The organism is Cyanobacteria bacterium FACHB-DQ100 (genome assembly GCA_014695195.1).
GTDB lineage: Bacteria > Cyanobacteriota > Cyanobacteriia > Leptolyngbyales > Leptolyngbyaceae > Leptolyngbya.
Window position 1 is genome coordinate 68,452 of sequence record JACJNW010000039.1, and the last position, 16,435, is coordinate 84,886.

Here is a 16,435-nt window from a genome sequence, read left to right on the forward strand (position 1 = left end):
CGAGAGTCGGGCCTACTTGTTTTTAGAATGAAATTGTCGCAATCCGTCGAGCACTATGATTCAAGCCCTGAAGAAACCTGTCAGCTTTGAGCAGTTCCTCGAATGGTATCCAGAAAGTGCAGAGGTTCGCTATGAATTGCGTCGTGGAGTAATTGTCAAAGTGCCAAAGCCAAGAGGAAAACATTCAGATATTGCAGGATTTCTAGCAATCGAGGCAGGTATTTTAATTCGGCAATTAAACCTACCTTTTTTCGTTCCGAAAGAGTGTGTTGTGAAAGTTGATGAGATTGAAGATGAGAGCGAATCTGCTTATGAACCAGATGGAGTTGTTCTGGATCGTCGTGAGATCGTGAATGAGCCGAAGTGGGAAAAATCGTCTGCGATCGAAAACAGCAAAACGATCAAACTCATCATCGAAGTCGTGAGTACGAATTGGCGTGATGACTATCACACTAAGTTTGCCGCTTATGAAGCTTTGGGCATTCCAGAATATTGGATTGTCGATTATGCAGCCCTTGGAGGACGAAGATTTTTGGGCAATCCGAAAGAGCCAACGCTTTGGGTCTGTGAACTGATCGAAGATGAGTATCAAATGACTCCATTTCGAGGAGACGATCGCATCATCTCCCCAACTTTTCCAAATTTGCAACTAACCGCTACACAGATTTTTCAAGCCTCTACTTAGATTTTAGAAACTCCTGAACAACCTGTTTTACATCCTCTTTTTTTCCATCCACTCGATAGTTTAATTCCTGCATTGTTTTATCAGAAATCAAACCACCAAGCTGATCTAAAACTTCTCTCAGTTCTGGATGTTTTTGGAACGTATCGCGCCGAACTACTGCTGCCGCTTCATACGGTGGAAAATAGCGCTTATCATCTTGCAGAACGGTTAAATCCAGTGTTGAAAGTAAGCCATCAGTTGTGCTTCCCGCCACGATATCGACTTGTTTATCTTGCAGCGATCGATACAACAATCCCAAATCCATTACTTTCGGTTGAGAGTCAAATTTCAGGTTATAAGCCTTCGCAAGTCCAGGAAATCCATCTTCGCGATTGAGAAATTCAGGTCCAAATCCTGCTCTCCATTTCGGTGCATAAGCTGATGCTTGTGAAAGCGTTTGAATCTTCAGCTTTCTCGCATCTTCGCCGCGAATGACCATTGCAAATGAGTTATTAAATCCGAATGGCTTTGACCAGGTTAATTGGAAATCTCGTTCAAATCGACTTTTTACGGTTTCAAATGTTTGCTTTGGATCGCTTTCTGCTCCTAGTTTTAGAATCGCCGTGTAAGCAGTTCCGGTGTATTCAGGATAGATATCGAGTTCGCCTTTTTGAATTCCAGTTAAACAGACAAATGTTCCACCTAAATTGAATTTACGATCGACCTTAATATTCGTTTTGCGCTCGATTTGCTGCGCTAGAATTTCGCCTAAAATAATCTGCTCGGTAAAATTCTTTGAGCCAATTACCACACGATCGCCGCCGCCTTGACACGCGACGATCGACACCATTAAACAAATCGCTAAAAGTCCTAAAGCTAGAAATCTTTTCATTTTCTAATCGTCAAACGTCTCTCAATCCAACCTAAACCCCAATCTGCACCCAGCGCTACGACCGCTGCCGGAATTGCACCCGCGAGAATGAGTTGATTATCGACGATCGCAACCCCCCGAAAAATAAATTCTCCTAAACCTCCCGCGCCGATTGCCGATGCGATCGTTGCCAATCCGACTCCGATTACCGTCGCCACTCGGACACCAGACAAAATCACGCCCATCGCTAACGGAAGCTCGACTTGAAACAGCAATTGTCGATCGCTCATTCCCATTCCGCGCCCCGCTTCTCGGACTGCCGGATCAACGCTATTAATTCCGACAACTGTATTCCGAATAATCGGAAGTAATGAGTACAGCACAAGCGCGACGATCGCCGTTCTCGCCCCAATTCCCCCAATAATCGGAATCGGCAGCAGAAAGCCAAACAGCGCCAAACTTGGAACCGTTTGCATCACATTGGCAAATCCTAAAATCGGTTTACCTAAAGCTGGACGGCGTGTGACTAAAATTCCGAGCGGAATACCAATCAGAATCGCGATCGACAGTGCCGCCCCGACCAAAAACAAATGTTGTCCAAGCCGTTCTAAAATCTCATCACCGTAGCGCGTCAAGAATTCCATTCGGTTACGCTCATAAAAGCTTGGGCTGCGGGATGGGTCGATCGTGCAAATTCCTGGGGCGTTCCTAATTCAACTAATTGCCCTGCCTGCATCAATCCGATCCGCGTTCCTAGCTTAAATGCCTCTTGAATATCATGCGTCACAAAGACGATCGTTTTTCCTAATTGCTGCTGCAATCGCGCAAATTCTCGCTGAAGTTCTACTCGTGTAATTGGATCTAATGCTCCAAACGGTTCATCCATTAATAATATCGGTGGATCAGCCGCCAGCGCTCGTGCAACTCCGACTCGCTGTCGTTGTCCACCGGATAGCTGATGCGGATAGCGATGCTTAAACCGTTGCGGTTCTAATCCAACCAGTTCCAATAACTCAATCACACGCGACTGAATTCGATCCGGCTCCCATTTCTGAAGCGAGGGCACCACTGCAATATTCTGCGCCACTGTGAAATGCGGAAACAGCCCAACTTCTTGAATCACATAGCCAATCTGCCGCCGCAGTTGAATCGAATTCCAGTCAAGGGTCGATCGACCATTTACCCGCACTTCTCCCGCTGTCGGAACAAGCAAATGATTGATCAATCTCAGGGTTGTCGTTTTGCCGCAACCGCTCCGACCCAGTAGCACGATCGTTTCTCCCGGAAAGATCGTAAAGCTCAGATCTGAAATCAGCCGCTTTTGATTGAGTTGGTAAGAAACTTGGCAGAATTCAACGGCACTCATTTATGAACATCTTCTAAGGGTCTTGCACCCATCATTACTCACAACCGTAGGCACTTTGCTGGCGACATTGACGTTCGGATTGAATTTCACCGTTCAAGTCCTTCAGCGATAACACTGTAAAGTGATAAAACTTTCGTCCCTGGTTTGGCTGCTTAAACTCTGTAGTCCTGTAGGCAAATGTTCTTCCACGATAGAATCGCTTTTCAATTCCGGTATAGTCTACTCGCGCTACATACTGCGATCGCCGAAAATCCTCCGAAACCGCAGTGTTAAACATCTGCTGAATCAATCCCAAATTCTCGCGAGTAAATCCTGCAAATGATTGTGCAGTTCCAAGCGCGATCGTTTCTTTTTGCGATCGTTGATCTTGGCGATCGGGACTCATCGAAAACACGATCGTTCCGTTCGGCAGCTTGCCTTCACTCGTGTAAAAGGGTAGGCCACTGAGTTCTGCAATCCCTCGCTTCAGCGGCGACATCATTGATTGTTTCGCGACCCGATTCTTAACAGTTTGCACCGTTTCCCCTGGTAAAGCATGAGCAGATTGAGACAAGCTAAACACCAGGGTGAAAGCTGCGGTGATGGAAAGAAGCTGTCGTTTCATGTGAATGAATTGTGATTGAACATAAGATTCTACATCGCACGATCGCACAACTCCAGATCACAGCAATGTAATTCCTAAGACAGATTTGCCCAGGGTTTACAGTCGTATCCTGTACTATCCAAACAGGTTTACACGAAGGACTTCAATCATGTCGATCGTACTGGTTCAGCTTTTAGTCATTGGATTAATTGCAGGCATTGCAGGTGGGATGTTTGGCATCGGAGGCGGAGCGATTATGGTTCCAGCAATGGTGCTAATGCTGGGGATGGAGCAAAAATTCGCCACGGGAACCTCAGTTGCAGCCCAAATTTTACCGATCGGCATTCTTGCCGCGATCGTCTATCAGCGCAGCGGTAATCTTAACTGGAAATACGCCGTCATTATCGCGATCGGGCTTGTAGTTGGCAACCTTTTTGGTGCTCTATTTGCCAATCAACCCTTTATTAGCGGAGAAACGATGAAAAAACTCTATGGTGTGTTTCTCTTAGTGATTGGATTGCGTTACCTACTCTATCGTTGATATCAGTCTCTTTTGGTACTCCTTTTCTGTTACCAGATCGTGATTGCTTGCAACCCGATCAAGAAACACAATCCCATTAAAATGATCGTATTCGTGCTGAAAGATTCGTGCCACGAAATCGGTCATTTTCAGTTTTTGCCGCTTGCCGAAGCGATCGTAAAACTCAATTTCGATCGCTTGATACCTCGGCACGTTTCCCCGAATTCCCGGAATGCTCAGACACCCTTCCCAACCTTTCACCATTTCATCTGAATGCGCCAAGATCTTTGGATTAATCATCGGGGTTGGCTCCATCGAAGGCGCATTCGGGTAACGCAGATTGGGACGCGATGCCACAATCATCAATTGATAAGACTCTGCAACTTGCGGTGCAGCAATTCCCACTCCGTTCGCTTTCTGCACCGTTGCCATCAGATTCTCAACCAACCTTTGAATGCGATCGTCTTGGATAGGTTCAATCGATCGCGCCTTTTCTCTGAGAACTGGATGCCCTAACTCAATAATGTCGAGAATCTCACCCATTTTTACCCCCAAAAATGCAAAGAACTCCGAATTCAACATCCGGAGTTCTATCGTACTCACTGACGCACTAGGGTGTGTCGCTGCCGCCACCCTGAGCGGTTCGAGTTGGAAATGCTCCCGGCTGAACACTCACCGTTGTCGATCGACCATTTCGGTTAACTTCGACTTGCAGCGTTCCCCCGATCGACGCATTCTCGACCGCTTGCTGCACTTGCTCTGCCTTTGTCACAGCCTGCCCGTTAATGCGCTTAATCACATCACCATCACGTAATCCACTCCTTGCTGCCGGAGAATTCGGCTGAACTCGGAAGATCACAACACCCTGATCATCCTGCACCCGGAAACCAACCTGCCGATCACTGTTGATTTGCTGTCTCAACTCCGGAGTCAATCCCCGCATCTGAATTCCCAAATAGGGGTGATCTACGCGCCCTTTTGTGATCAACTGCTGCGAAATTCGTTGCGCTGTATTAATTGGAACTGCAAATCCCAACCCTTGTGCGCCACCAATAATCGCCGTATTCATCCCGACCACTTCGCCGCGCTGATTCAACAACGGGCCGCCAGAATTCCCCGGATTAATCGCGGCATCGGTCTGGATAAAGTTGACTCGCTTATCTGGAACTCGCACTTCCGAACTCGATCGACCCGTCGCACTAATAATTCCAGCCGTCACGGTGTTATCCAATCCGAGCGGATTGCCAATCGCGATCGCCCATTCTCCCGGTTTCAGCGTATCTGAATTGCCTAGCGCCACGGTCGGTAGATTACTCCCCTGCACTCGAATCACTGCCACATCGGTGAGCGAATCTTGCCCCACAACTTTACCGCGCAATTCTCGTCCGTCTTTCATCGTCACACTCACGGTATCCGCACCACTGACAACGTGAGCATTGGTTAAAATCAACCCGTCTGAGCTAATAATGAACCCTGATCCGGTTCCTCGTTCTACCCGGCGTTGAGTCGATGGAATATCCGCGCCAAAGAACTGCCGGAAAAAGGGATCGTTAAAAACTTCGGGCACTCGCGATTGCACGGTACGAGACGCATTGATTCTTACAACCGCAGGACCTACCCGCTCAACCGCTGCTGCAATAAAATTCGGGTCAGTCGATGCTGCAAATGCGCCTGTACGATTTTGCGCCACGATCGTATTAGTCTGAGCCGTATTAGTCTGAGCAATGGCAGGCGGCGAGAAGGTGTTTTCAGAGAGCAAACGGTTTCCTGCAAGCACCGTACCCGCCCCAACTAGAGGCAGCATGAAATAAATTGCAGACTGTTTCCAAGTATTTCGAGATGTCGTCATCAGTGATATATTCTCCTTCTCCTTAATGGTGCGTTCCCGGTCAATTAAAAAGCTCATCTATCTCTTATTCTGAAGAAAAAGACGCGAGATGAGAACGCGCTGAGCGATAGACACTTCCAATGTAATTAGCCCATGTGACGATCAAACGGCGTTTTGGTTGCAACTTTGCCATACTTTTTAGGGTTTTACGGCTCCAAATTTGTCATTTCAACTTCATGAGGAACACACAGCGTTGACAACTGGCGTTGATACCTTGTTAATCACAGGTGAATGAATGGTAAGAGCAGGTTGCTGCTAGAGCGAATTAAGGTTTTTGATCTATTGGGTGTCGATCGAGCAATGATCCCGTCCAGATCGCCACTATCGCTCTGTGCAGATAATCTGCTTCTTTTTTTTTATGATAGCGGATCGTTAATTTTAACCAAAATTCCACTCAAATTGAGCCACTTGACAAGCTTTAATTCAGTCGAATGGCAATCTTGAAAAATCTCATTTCATTCATCAAGAATTGATTCCAAATTAAAGAATCAATCCTGTCTTATGCCGGTGTGATAAATCAGCAATGCCAGTGTAATATGAATGGGGCAACTGGCAAGGCGCTAAATTTGTCTTGGTTTGGCGGGTTTGTTAGTGTCACAAAATACGATTGCTGTCCACCTGATTTAGATTTCGGATGAATGACTAAAAAGAAAAAGATTGAGCCATTAATGGGTGAAGCCCTGCTCAAAAAAGTAAAAGAACTCGATCATCTCAATAAAGAAGAAAAAGCTAAAGAGTGCGGCTATTACACGGTGACAAAGAACGGTGTAGAGCGCGTGAATATGATGAAATTCCTGAATGCACTAATTGATGCGGAAGGAATTGAGCTAGATGGAAAACAAGGCACAAGTGGTCGAGGTGGTCGGAGCGCAAGCTATCGAATCAGCGTACAGTCTAATGGAAATTTGCTGATTGGGGCAGCGTATACTAAACAAATGGAGTTGAAGCCTGGAGACGAATTTGAAATTTCTCTAGGTCGAAAACATATCCATTTAAAACAACTCGATCGAGAAGAACTCTCGGCTTAAACAAATGGAAAACATCGATTGGACAACGGCGATTCCGGCAGGTCTTGCGATCGCAATTTTTCTAGGTGGAATGCTGATGATGTTTACTGGCATTTGGACAAGCAGAAACAAATAGAAAATTCCTGCTTGTCTAGGTCTAGTTCAATACGCCAAACTCAGGGGCAAGTCCGGTTTTGATCGGGCTTGCCTCTTCTGTATGAGGGAGATATGGCATTAAACGCACGCGAGTTAACGCAAGATTGCACGCTAAGGTAATGCCTTCTTGCTCTAACAGTCCCAGCACATGATCTGGATTGGCGCGATCGATCACAGGAAGCTGATGCAAGCCGCGAGTTGCCATACGATCGAGCGCATCGGTGAGCGGTTCATCCTGATAGGCATAGAGAATATCGGTTGTGCAAACTTCGGCGATCGTGCGTTGACTCAATCCCTGTTCTGCGTGATGCGGTTCGGTTTCCCAGCGCGCGATCGCCCGATTGATATCTTGCAGCGTGATAATGCCGATCAGGTGTCGATCGTCGTTCACCACTAGCGCACTGTGCGTTTGATGTTGAATCAGTTGCAGTCCTGCTTCTAGCAATGGAGTCAATTCCGCAACCTGCAAAAACCCAGGCTGCATCGCTTCTGCGACCAATAGATTTCTGAGAATTTCTTGCTGATAAAGCGTGGAATTTGGCACTTGATCGGGATCGCGTTTTGCTTCGATTTGCTGTAAGTTCGAGGGCTGTTCTGGACTCGATTTAAACAAATTGACGAGCCAGACGCTTAAACCTACGGCTGCCATCAGCGGTAAAACAATTCGATAATCGCGGGTCATTTCAAACAGCAGCAGAATCGCCGTTAAGGGAGCGTTCACACTTGCTGCCAGCACAGCCGCCATTCCGACCATTGCATAAGCAGGCGGTGCAGCAATACTTGTCGCAAACATCGGCAATACTGAAGGTAAGACTTTGCCATAAGCGGCTCCGAGCGATGCGCCCAAAAACATGGCGGGCGCAAAGATACCACCCACTAATCCACTGCCCAAACTAATTGCCGTCAGCAACAGCTTAACCACCAATAAAGTAATCAGCAGCACCAGCGAGAACTGTACATCTCGCAGCATCGCTTCTACAGTGTCATACCCCACTCCGAGAATTTGTGGCAGTTTCAGTGCCACCACCCCAACACATAGCCCTCCTAGAATCGGCTGAACTTCACGCGGAACTTTTGCTATCCAGCTTGAACCCGGAAGCTTTCCCTTAAAGAAGTCACTTGAACACTTTAATAAGTTTGTATAGGCGATCGACACCACACAAGCAAACAGTCCCAACCCCAAATAAAGCGGCAATTCTAAAGGACTTCGTACTTCATACGCAGGCAGATCAAAGGCAGGTTGCCCACCCAGACCAATCTGAGCAATTAGCGCTGACACCACCGCAGAGAGTAGAACAATGCTAGCGGCTGAGGTCTCAAATGTCGTGCCTAGTACCACTTCCAGCGCGAAGAACACGCCTGCGATCGGCGCATTAAATCCGGCTGCCAGTCCGGCTGCGGCTCCTGCTCCTAAGAGTAAGCGTTGACGATCGCGGGACACTTTCAACAGTTGACCCACAAACAAGCCAAAATTCGCTCCTACCTCGACGCTTGGGCCTTCAGGCCCCAGTGATGCTCCAGTTCCAAGAGAAATGGCGGCGGCGATCGTTTTCGCGATCGGGCGTGTTGCTGACATTTCCTTGCCTGCTTGCACGGCTGCAATGAGGGCAGAAATTCCCGGACTGAATTCTTTCGTTAACCAGCGAATCAATCCGACTAAGACACCCCCCAAAGTAGGGACACAAGCTAGAGTCCACGCACCAAAATGACCGATCGTTCCCATCAGGTCTTCAAGCGCGAGACGATGCACGAATTCAATTAAATAGCGAAACGTAAGCACCCCCAAACCAGCCCCACCACCGATGACGACTGCCAGAATCAAAACGATCGTGTCGGGGTGCGGTTGGAGGCGATTGAATAGTCCAGTGAGGCGAGATGAGGGAGAATTTGAGGAGTCGGGCAGCAGAACTTTGGGCGTCAGGGTCGAGGGCACGGCAGGGGGGGAATAATAAGATTAAATTTTATTTCTCCTTCTCATTGTGGGCGATCAAAGCCAGACAAGACAAGTAATTTGTCGGTTTTTCAATGAGTAAATCTAGACGGTAGGGATCGCTAAAATTATCTGCTCAGATTCTTATGAATTAATACGTTTGCCCTATTTAACTAGAAGAACGGCAAGAGATTGTTTTTGGGGTTAACCCCATCACAGGACTGTTTATGATGCACAATGATTCCGTGTATCTAATGATAGAAAAATGGATCGCAAGATTTCGATCGGGAATCAATCAGGAACACCGCGCTATCAAGCTTGGATTGATCCAGGTTGGACGATCGGACTGTGGAGTGCTGCGATCGTGCTGTTTACGATTAATCTCGGTGTTCTCCCCTTGAGAGATTGGGATGAGGGCATCGTGGCACAGATTGCCCGTGAAATTGCGAATGCTCCGTTTGAATCCCTAACCTGGCTGCACCCCCGCGATCTCAATGGCGCACCGTATTTGAACAAGCCGCCTTTGGTGCATTGGTTGATTGCCTTGTGCTATCGAATATGGGGAGTGAGTGAATGGACGACGCGACTTCCCGGAGCGCTGCTAACAGCGACTTCGGTTCCGCTGCTGTATGGCATTGGGCGTGAGGTCTTTTTTCAGCGCAGTACGGCTGTGTTCGCCGCACTGGTTTATCTCACTTCGCTACCTGTCGTGCGTCAGGGACGATTAGCGATGCTTGACGGTGCGATTCTGTGCTTTTTTCTGGCGATGATGTTTTGTTTGCTGCGATCGCGGCGAGATTTGCGTTGGGGTTTGGGAGTTGGTTTAGGATTTAGCTGCCTTTGTTTGACGAAAGGGATTTTAGGAATTTTGCTGGCAGCGATCGCGCTGGTGTTTATCACTTGGGATACGCCGCGATTATTGAGATCAGGATATTTATGGGCGGGCTTTGGTTTAGGCTGTGTTCCCGTTGCGCTCTGGAATGGAGCGCAGGTTTATCGGTATGGTGAGGCGTTTTTAGCGACGCATTTTTTTGATCAATCTTTGAAGCGCGTGTCAGATTCGGTTGAGGATAATCAAGGATTAATTACCTACTACGTTTGGGAAGTCCTGAAAAATGGGGTTCCGTGGGTGGTGTTTTTGCCGATCGCGTTTCGTCATGCTTGGGAAAATCGCACTCTAAGCTGGGCAAGATTGGTTCTGGTGTGGAGCGGAATTTATTTTGCTGTGATTTCGCTGATGCAAACCAAACTGCCTTGGTATGCAATGCCACTTTATCCAGCCTTTGCGCTGGTGGTTGGGGCACAGTTGCAGCGATTTTGGCAACCTGTCTCCTCAGAACCACCGATGATTAAGCGGGTTCGGGTTTGGGTGAGCGTGTTTTTGGTGTTGGCGATCGTCGCTTGGGCAGGTGCGATCTACTATACGTTTTGGGTACGATCGCAGCCGGATGTGCAATTGGTATTTGCAACGCTGGCGCTGACGCTAACGGTAACGGCAGTTCTGATGGCGCGTCAGGATGTGCAGTTTGTCGTGGTATTGATTTGGGGGACGTTTTTGACGCTGCTGGTCTTGATGATGTCGAATTATTGGATCTGGGAACTGCAAGAAGCATTTCCGGCAAAACCTGTGGCACAAATGATTCAGGAAGCCACCGCCAAAGGGCAAACGATTTATACGTCCTATCCTTATTTCCGCCCGTCGCTGAACTTCTATAGTGAGCGATCGATTGTTCCAGCGAGTTCTGAAGCCTTGTTAAAACGCTGGCGCGAGGATGCTCATCCCTATTTGCTGCTCGATCCCGCGTCGTTGAAGAAGTTGCCACAAAAGCAAATCCAGTTTCTGGGCATGAGTGAGGAGTGGGCGTTAGTGAGTCGAGCACCTGCGGTAAAAACGATCAACACAGCAAAGCGAAAGAAATGAAATGCTACGCTCAGCCGTTCGATCGCGAATCTTCATGCCTACTTAGTCCCAATGTCTTAAACGGTAGGGTTGAGTCAAGCATTGAATATTAGTCGCTTGACTCAACTTCAGGATTAGAACTCTCTGACGCTTGGCTGTCCGTCTTTGACTTCTCCGACCATAATCACATCGGCAACACCCACAAATAAGCCGTTCTCAAGAACTCCGGGCAAATTGTTTAGTGCTTTCTCTAGGTCAGCGGGATTGTCGATGCGATCGAACTTCACATCCACAACTAAGTTTCCTTGATCGGTCACAACAGGCCCCGCCTTTTTCACGCCCATTCTTAATTGAGGCTTACCGCCAAGCTTTTCGATCGCTTTCATCACCGGAGTTACTGCCATCGGAATCACTTCAACTGGAAGCAAGAAGGTAGAACCCAGATGATCCACCAGTTTGCCGCTATCGACCACAACGATGAATTGATCCGCCAAGCTATCAACAATCTTTTCTTGCGTGTGAGCCGCGCCACCGCCTTTAATCAGGTTCTTCTGTGGATCAACTTCATCCGCACCATCGATCGCAATATCAATCTTTTCAATCTCATCGAGCGTAGTTAAAGGAATGCCAAACTGACGGGCTAGAACGATCGCTTGAAACGAAGTCGGAACCCCTTTAACGTTTTGCAGATCACCAGCTTGCAATCGCTCGCCGATCGCTTGAATCGCATAAGCGGTGGTCGAACCTGTACCGAGACCGACGATCGTATTCGATTGCACTTTGGCAGCCGCCGCATAACCGACTTGCTGTTTCATCATTGTTACGGGGTCTGCATTCATACCATTTATTCCTGTACAAGTTATCAATTGATCACTGTACTATGTCACGCGACTTTAGAACCCGTAAAGCACTCGCAACGACCATTCGACGATCGTTGGACTAGCGCGATTGTTGGGATTCGTCACAACGATCACCGAGGGGCTGACATTTAAGCGATCGTTGAGCAGCAGTCCGAAAAAGGCTTCAAAGTTTGTTTGAGTCGCGTTACCTAAGCGATCGGTGATGAAGGGTTGTCCGATCGCTAACCCGGCTTTTGACCCAGGAATGAGAAAGTTTTGAAACGAAACGCCTAATGTCCAAGTTTTCGGATTCAGATCGAGGTCTTGCTGTAAGAGAGGATTAAATCCGCGATAGCTACCGATTCCCAAGCGTCCAAAGATGCCAAACACACCAAAACGCTGTTGAATTGCCCATTCTGCACCGAGACCTGCTGCATTGATCTGAGTGCCATTAATCTTTGCGTTGGTGTATTGCAATTGCACCTTGATCGGCTGATTTGGAATTGCATATTCTGCTTCCACACTGGCTTGATAACGATCGCGGAACAATCCCGCGCTAGGATTTGAGGAATCTGCTGCGGCGTATAGCGCTCTGAAGGTGAAATTACGATCAGGCGACCAAGCGATCGCGGCTCCCGCTCCGCCAAAGCGATCGATCTCGTTTTGCACAATCAATGGATTGTTGGCAAAGAAACTAGAGCCGAAATTTTGCCCGGATTGATTGGCGAAGCTATTGCGATCGATAAAATCACTCGGCGGTAGATTCGAGCCAACGGCAATTTCTAAGTTCTCAGCCGGACGAAACGCATAATAGAGCTTACGAATTTTGAGTTGAGGAGTTGCTTCGACCGGATCAAGTCCACCACCATCTGCTAAAACTCCCGTAGTTCCAAGTAAGTTTTGGCGTTCGTTGTGTGCCAGAGCGATCGCATCTCCGCCATTGTTGCCTGCCTCAAGTTGCGTGACGAGGCGATCGTTCCCTTGAAAGCTGGTGAGTAAATTCAGCCGAACACGCGCCAAAACAGTTGCATTCGCTCTGGTGCCATCAGTTAGCACGTAATAAACTTGTCCGTCTAGCTTTGTGGTTGTCGAAAATTGCTGTCGTTCAAGAGTCGTAATCCGAGTGTTGATGTTGTCAACTCGCGATCGCAATTGAGAGAACGCATTCCCGTAAGCCGCAATCAAGCGCCGAATCGTCTGGATATCTTCCCTGAGCGTTGTGTTTTCATTTCCAGCAAGGAGTTGTTCTTCGATTCTGCCGATGACGGTTGCGATCGCGGCGACAAACTCGTTACGGCTCAAAGGGCGATTGCCGCGAAAGGTACCGTCCGGATATCCCCTCAACACTCCGTATCGTTCTACCAACGATCGCACCGCTTCAAATGCCCAATCGCCCGGACGCACATCCGATAATTCAGAAACAGACGTGACTTGATCCATCACGTCGTCTGGCTCGATCGTAGGTTGTGACCAAGCAGGAGCAGCCACGATGAGTAAACTACTCAAGCCGAAGCAGAACCATTTCACCTGTTTCACGCACTTTTCTCCTCACGGGCTGCAACCTTCATAGTTATAACAGCCCGTTTAGAGTCGCCTCAATCAAGCGTTCGCGGTGGCTGCTGCTTTTTCCGATGCTGAACCTTGTGTGCCAAGTTGGATCAGTTCAACTTTGTAGCCATCTGGATCTTCAACAAAGGCAATCACCGTAGAGCCATGTTTCATTGCCCCCGGTTGGCGCGTCACTTTTCCGCCCCGTTGAGCGATCGCCTCACAAGTCGCATAAATATCATCGACTCCGATCGCGATATGCCCGTAAGCATCGCCTAGCTCATAGTTGTCTTTTCCCCAGTTGTAGGTGAGTTCAAGCACAGCCGTATCCGCCTCTGCCCCGTAGCCGACAAATGCCAAAGTGAACTCTCCACCGGGGTAATCTTTTTTTCTTAAAAGCTTCATGCCCAGTAAATCGCAATAAAACTTCAGCGACTCTTCTAGGTTTCCGACACGAAGCATGGTGTGTAATAAACGCATTAGGTTCTCCTACTAATAAGCTACGATCGACTCAATTTCTAAGCGAAATGATCCAGAATTAAATCGTGGATTCAGTGCGCCATCATATTCAAATTTACTCAGCATCAATTGAAAAGAGCGAATCACATTTGCGGAGATTGGTTTCGCACTCGATAGCGTTTTTGCCCGGAAGACGGGAACGAGTTGAGCAAAGGGAATTTGCACGGTGATCCATTCCCCTGCAACCGTATCAAACGAATGAGAATAGCCGACGCTATCCCAGCCATCATCATCGCGCACTAAAAACTTATAGCGATTCCCATCTCCTTTGATTCGCAGTTCGATTCCGGTAAATGCAGACAGATCGATCGCCGGATCAAAATTGCGCGTCCGAATCGAAGCAAATCCACCCGAATTCGCCGTCGAAACATTCCCCGAAAAAACAGCGACTCCATTTCCCAGACGAACACCGCTATCACTCACGCCGCCCATCACCACATCATCGAGAGCGCCCCAAGTGTTGTGCAGGTCGATCGTCGGATCACTGAAATCGAATAGAACCTGATTGTTGAGCGCAGGCTGAGGATTGGGACGAGGTTGAAACATTTTTTGCAGCCAACTGACAACGGGAATTGCTTCAAAATACTCTAAAGTTTGCACAAATCGACCCAAATCCCATTGAGTCCGTTGTTCATTCATAACGTTCTCCAAATCAGCGGAACTCTCTTCATTCTAAGAAAAGCGATCGGACACTGGATCTGACACTGTAAGAAAGCGATATCGTAAATTGACATCACATTAGAATCAGTATGAAGCTCAATCGAAAACAAACGAAGACCTTACAGCCGTTTTCGAGACTCCCATTCGTGCTGACCTTCTTTGGAGTGATATTGTGAGCTTGTTTAAGGTGGGGAAAAGATTAATGCTTGAATGAATGAAGTGTGAGGTCGTGCAGTAGAAGCAGCATTGCGTGAAGGTTCTACCAAAAGTTGAATCTTCTACTTCTGTAGAATTTGCTGTAATGAAGAGGATGTTTTCTGCGATCGACACCATATGCTGAAATTTCATCCTCCAGGGTTCGGGCAAAAGTTTACTCAAACCAGCTTAGGCACGATCGCATATTACACGCAGGCGCAAGGAATCACCGAAACGCCGATCGTATTCCTTCACAGCTTCGGGGGTGGCTCTTCAGCGTATGAATGGTCAAAAGTTTATCCCTTCTTTGAGTCAACGATCGCGCCTGATCTAATAGGTTGGGGAGATTCGAGCCATCCCGCCCGCGATTACCGACCCGAAGATTATGTGATGATGGTCGCAGAGTTCTTAGAAAAAATATCAGATCAGCCTGTCACGTTGGTTGCTGCTTCACTTACAGGAGCATTGGCAATTCGGTTAGCGACACAACGACCGGAACTGGTGCGATCGCTGTTTCTCGTCTGTCCTTCTGGATTTGATGATTTTGGACAGAATGCAGGGCGACGAATTCCCTTGGATATTATCAATACGCCAATTTTGGATCGAATTATTTATACGATCGGTGCAACAAATGACCTGGCAGTACGGAATTTTCTAGAGAACTTCCTGTTTGCAAATCGAGATCGGATTACACCAGAAATAGTTAATGCCTATCTAGAATCGGCTCGAAAATCAAATGCAGAATACGCTGCGCTGTCATTTTTGCGGGGCGATTTGTACTTCGATTTGTCGCTCTATTTGCCGCAATTAAACACACCGACTGCGATCGTCTGGGGAAATCAAGCCCTATTTACCGATGTCAATTTAGGGCGACGCATTGCAGCGGCAAATCCACAAGCAATTCGGCGATTTGAAGTTGTGCCAGAGTCGGGTGTTTTAGCACATTTGGAACAGCCCGCGATCGTCGCTCGGCTGCTCAAACAATGGATAAATTCGGAGACAGATTGAGCTTGTTCCGCTAAATCGCTAATCGCAACTGATTAGAATGATCCACCTTTGGATAGACAAAAGAAGTGATTTCAAAGGCTGGATCAGACGATCGTGTGATCTAGCGTTTCAACACCTTTAAATAAAAAATTGGGCGATTAAGAAACCGCCCAGATCCCTTATCGATTGGCTGGCTGATCCGCAGTTCGTGGATATTGCACGTCCACGAAGCCGAGTTCTAGCAATTGCTGATAGGCTTGTTTACCCAAATCGCGAGTCGGCTGCTGGCTTCGGATAATTTGCACCAAAAGCGGAACTGCTAATTCAGATTGGTTCATTGCCCGATGCACTAATGCCAAACGATAGGTTGATTGATCCCGCAATTCTGCTGCTTCTAAAGCCTTTTTGCGCTGACTGTCTGCCACACGGGTATCAATGCCAGAGAAACTCGCTGTCAACTCTTGATAGAAGTTAGATAACTGATTGTAAACTTGCCGCGCTTCTTGCAGCTTCTTCATTGCCAAGGGTAGATTCTGCGATTTGACGGCTTGATCCGCTTCATTCATCAGCCGTTGTCCACCCTGCATACTCAGTAAACCATCACTCTGAGCCGCCGTTGGACGCACCACATTCGGGCTATTGGGATCGATCGGGCGAGCTTGTCCAGATGCAGGCTTGGTCGATTGAGCCTGAACAGACGGCACTTGGAACATTACACCTGCAAGCATTGAGAGCGAAAGAATGCCAGAGATGGAAAGGGGTTGAATCGTTCTCAGATGAGCCATGAATAATTGCAGAATGC

At 47.8% G+C, this 16,435-nt stretch carries 17 protein-coding genes; 5 read left to right on the forward strand and 12 right to left on the reverse strand.

What is annotated here, in order from left to right; all coding sequences use genetic code 11:
- Window positions 1–55: 55 nt before the first annotated feature.
- Window positions 56–685 (forward strand): Uma2 family endonuclease, encoded by a 630-nt coding sequence (locus H6F51_22375; GenBank protein ID MBD1825218.1) that lies wholly within the window; start codon window positions 56–58, stop codon window positions 683–685.
- Here the strand turns inward: H6F51_22375 and H6F51_22380 are convergent.
- Genes H6F51_22380 through H6F51_22395 form a run of 4 tightly spaced genes read right to left on the reverse strand, consistent with a single transcriptional unit; the run spans window position 678 to window position 3,505 of the window.
- Window positions 678–1,556 (reverse strand): ABC transporter substrate-binding protein, encoded by an 879-nt coding sequence (locus H6F51_22380; GenBank protein ID MBD1825219.1) that lies wholly within the window; start codon window positions 1,554–1,556, stop codon window positions 678–680. The genes H6F51_22375 and H6F51_22380 overlap by 8 nt on opposite strands.
- A complete protein-coding gene (locus H6F51_22385; GenBank protein MBD1825220.1) occupies window positions 1,553–2,179 on the reverse strand; it encodes an ABC transporter permease in 627 nt (208 codons plus the stop codon). Before H6F51_22385 ends, H6F51_22380 begins: the two co-directional genes overlap by 4 nt.
- Entirely contained in the window at window positions 2,167–2,901 is a 735-nt protein-coding gene (locus H6F51_22390; GenBank protein MBD1825221.1) for an ATP-binding cassette domain-containing protein, read from the reverse strand. Before H6F51_22390 ends, H6F51_22385 begins: the two co-directional genes overlap by 13 nt.
- Before the next feature lie 34 nt (window positions 2,902–2,935).
- Window positions 2,936–3,505 (reverse strand): hypothetical protein, encoded by a 570-nt coding sequence (locus H6F51_22395; protein ID MBD1825222.1) that lies wholly within the window; start codon window positions 3,503–3,505, stop codon window positions 2,936–2,938.
- A 148-nt stretch (window positions 3,506–3,653) separates the two neighbouring features.
- Here H6F51_22395 and H6F51_22400 point away from each other — a divergent pair, with 148 nt between their 5' ends.
- Entirely contained in the window at window positions 3,654–4,025 is a 372-nt protein-coding gene (locus H6F51_22400; protein ID MBD1825223.1) for a sulfite exporter TauE/SafE family protein, read from the forward strand.
- Here the strand turns inward: H6F51_22400 and def are convergent.
- Window positions 4,011–4,547 carry a peptide deformylase gene (gene def, locus H6F51_22405; protein MBD1825224.1) on the reverse strand — a complete coding sequence of 179 codons (537 nt, stop codon included), beginning with the start codon at window positions 4,545–4,547 and terminating at the stop codon, window positions 4,011–4,013. The two genes, H6F51_22400 and def, sit on opposite strands and share 15 nt — an antisense overlap.
- Window positions 4,548–4,614: 67 nt before the next feature.
- Window positions 4,615–5,853 (reverse strand): trypsin-like peptidase domain-containing protein, encoded by a 1,239-nt coding sequence (locus H6F51_22410; protein ID MBD1825225.1) that lies wholly within the window; start codon window positions 5,851–5,853, stop codon window positions 4,615–4,617.
- 677 nt (window positions 5,854–6,530) lie between these two features.
- Between H6F51_22410 and H6F51_22415 the strand changes: the two genes are divergently transcribed.
- Window positions 6,531–6,920 carry an AbrB family transcriptional regulator gene (locus tag H6F51_22415; protein MBD1825226.1) on the forward strand — a complete coding sequence of 130 codons (390 nt, stop codon included), beginning with the start codon at window positions 6,531–6,533 and terminating at the stop codon, window positions 6,918–6,920.
- Window positions 6,921–7,056: 136 nt separating this feature from the next.
- On the opposite strand, the gene H6F51_22420 is transcribed toward H6F51_22415, so the two are convergent.
- On the reverse strand, window positions 7,057–8,988 hold the full coding sequence (locus H6F51_22420; protein ID MBD1825227.1) for a chloride channel protein: 1,932 nt from the start codon (window positions 8,986–8,988) through the stop codon (window positions 7,057–7,059).
- 262 nt (window positions 8,989–9,250) lie between these two features.
- Between H6F51_22420 and H6F51_22425 the strand changes: the two genes are divergently transcribed.
- Window positions 9,251–10,906, forward strand: a complete 1,656-nt coding sequence (locus H6F51_22425; GenBank protein ID MBD1825228.1) for a glycosyltransferase family 39 protein — start codon at window positions 9,251–9,253, stop codon at window positions 10,904–10,906.
- Between the two features lie 113 nt (window positions 10,907–11,019).
- Here H6F51_22425 and rpiA read toward each other — a convergent pair whose 3' ends face one another.
- The 4 genes from rpiA to H6F51_22445 all read right to left on the reverse strand — a co-directional run bounded on the left by rpiA (window position 11,020) and on the right by H6F51_22445 (window position 14,430).
- Window positions 11,020–11,724 (reverse strand): ribose-5-phosphate isomerase RpiA, encoded by a 705-nt coding sequence (rpiA, locus tag H6F51_22430; GenBank protein ID MBD1825229.1) that lies wholly within the window; start codon window positions 11,722–11,724, stop codon window positions 11,020–11,022.
- A 54-nt stretch (window positions 11,725–11,778) separates the two neighbouring features.
- A complete protein-coding gene (locus H6F51_22435) occupies window positions 11,779–13,164 on the reverse strand; it encodes a carbohydrate porin (protein ID MBD1825230.1) in 1,386 nt (461 codons plus the stop codon).
- Between the two features lie 159 nt (window positions 13,165–13,323).
- Window positions 13,324–13,752 (reverse strand): lactoylglutathione lyase, encoded by a 429-nt coding sequence (gene gloA, locus H6F51_22440; protein ID MBD1825231.1) that lies wholly within the window; start codon window positions 13,750–13,752, stop codon window positions 13,324–13,326.
- Between the two features lie 12 nt (window positions 13,753–13,764).
- Window positions 13,765–14,430 (reverse strand): CIA30 family protein, encoded by a 666-nt coding sequence (locus tag H6F51_22445; protein ID MBD1825232.1) that lies wholly within the window; start codon window positions 14,428–14,430, stop codon window positions 13,765–13,767.
- Between the two features lie 354 nt (window positions 14,431–14,784).
- On the opposite strand from H6F51_22445, the gene H6F51_22450 reads away from it, so the two are divergent.
- Entirely contained in the window at window positions 14,785–15,654 is an 870-nt protein-coding gene (locus H6F51_22450; protein ID MBD1825233.1) for an alpha/beta hydrolase, read from the forward strand.
- Between the two features lie 158 nt (window positions 15,655–15,812).
- Here the strand turns inward: H6F51_22450 and H6F51_22455 are convergent, their stop codons facing one another.
- Entirely contained in the window at window positions 15,813–16,418 is a 606-nt protein-coding gene (locus tag H6F51_22455; protein MBD1825234.1) for a hypothetical protein, read from the reverse strand.
- Window positions 16,419–16,435: the final 17 nt, after the last annotated feature.

Bases quoted from the DNA above. Each gene is read 5' to 3' on its own strand.
- H6F51_22375 (MBD1825218.1), top strand. From the start codon at position 56: ATGATTCAAGCCCTGAAGAAACCTGTCAGCTTTGAGCAGTTCCTCGAA.
- H6F51_22380 (MBD1825219.1), bottom strand. From the start codon at position 1,556: ATGAAAAGATTTCTAGCTTTAGGACTTTTAGCGATTTGTTTAATGGTG.
- H6F51_22385 (MBD1825220.1), bottom strand. From the start codon at position 2,179: ATGGAATTCTTGACGCGCTACGGTGATGAGATTTTAGAACGGCTTGGA.
- H6F51_22390 (MBD1825221.1), bottom strand. From the start codon at position 2,901: ATGAGTGCCGTTGAATTCTGCCAAGTTTCTTACCAACTCAATCAAAAG.
- H6F51_22395 (MBD1825222.1), bottom strand. From the start codon at position 3,505: ATGAAACGACAGCTTCTTTCCATCACCGCAGCTTTCACCCTGGTGTTT.
- H6F51_22400 (MBD1825223.1), top strand. From the start codon at position 3,654: ATGTCGATCGTACTGGTTCAGCTTTTAGTCATTGGATTAATTGCAGGC.
- def (MBD1825224.1), bottom strand. From the start codon at position 4,547: ATGGGTGAGATTCTCGACATTATTGAGTTAGGGCATCCAGTTCTCAGA.
- H6F51_22410 (MBD1825225.1), bottom strand. From the start codon at position 5,853: ATGACGACATCTCGAAATACTTGGAAACAGTCTGCAATTTATTTCATG.
- H6F51_22415 (MBD1825226.1), top strand. From the start codon at position 6,531: ATGACTAAAAAGAAAAAGATTGAGCCATTAATGGGTGAAGCCCTGCTC.
- H6F51_22425 (MBD1825228.1), top strand. From the start codon at position 9,251: ATGGATCGCAAGATTTCGATCGGGAATCAATCAGGAACACCGCGCTAT.
- rpiA (MBD1825229.1), bottom strand. From the start codon at position 11,724: ATGAATGCAGACCCCGTAACAATGATGAAACAGCAAGTCGGTTATGCG.
- H6F51_22435 (MBD1825230.1), bottom strand. From the start codon at position 13,164: ATGGATCAAGTCACGTCTGTTTCTGAATTATCGGATGTGCGTCCGGGC.
- gloA (MBD1825231.1), bottom strand. From the start codon at position 13,752: ATGCGTTTATTACACACCATGCTTCGTGTCGGAAACCTAGAAGAGTCG.
- H6F51_22445 (MBD1825232.1), bottom strand. From the start codon at position 14,430: ATGAATGAACAACGGACTCAATGGGATTTGGGTCGATTTGTGCAAACT.
- H6F51_22450 (MBD1825233.1), top strand. From the start codon at position 14,785: ATGCTGAAATTTCATCCTCCAGGGTTCGGGCAAAAGTTTACTCAAACC.
- H6F51_22455 (MBD1825234.1), bottom strand. From the start codon at position 16,418: ATGGCTCATCTGAGAACGATTCAACCCCTTTCCATCTCTGGCATTCTT.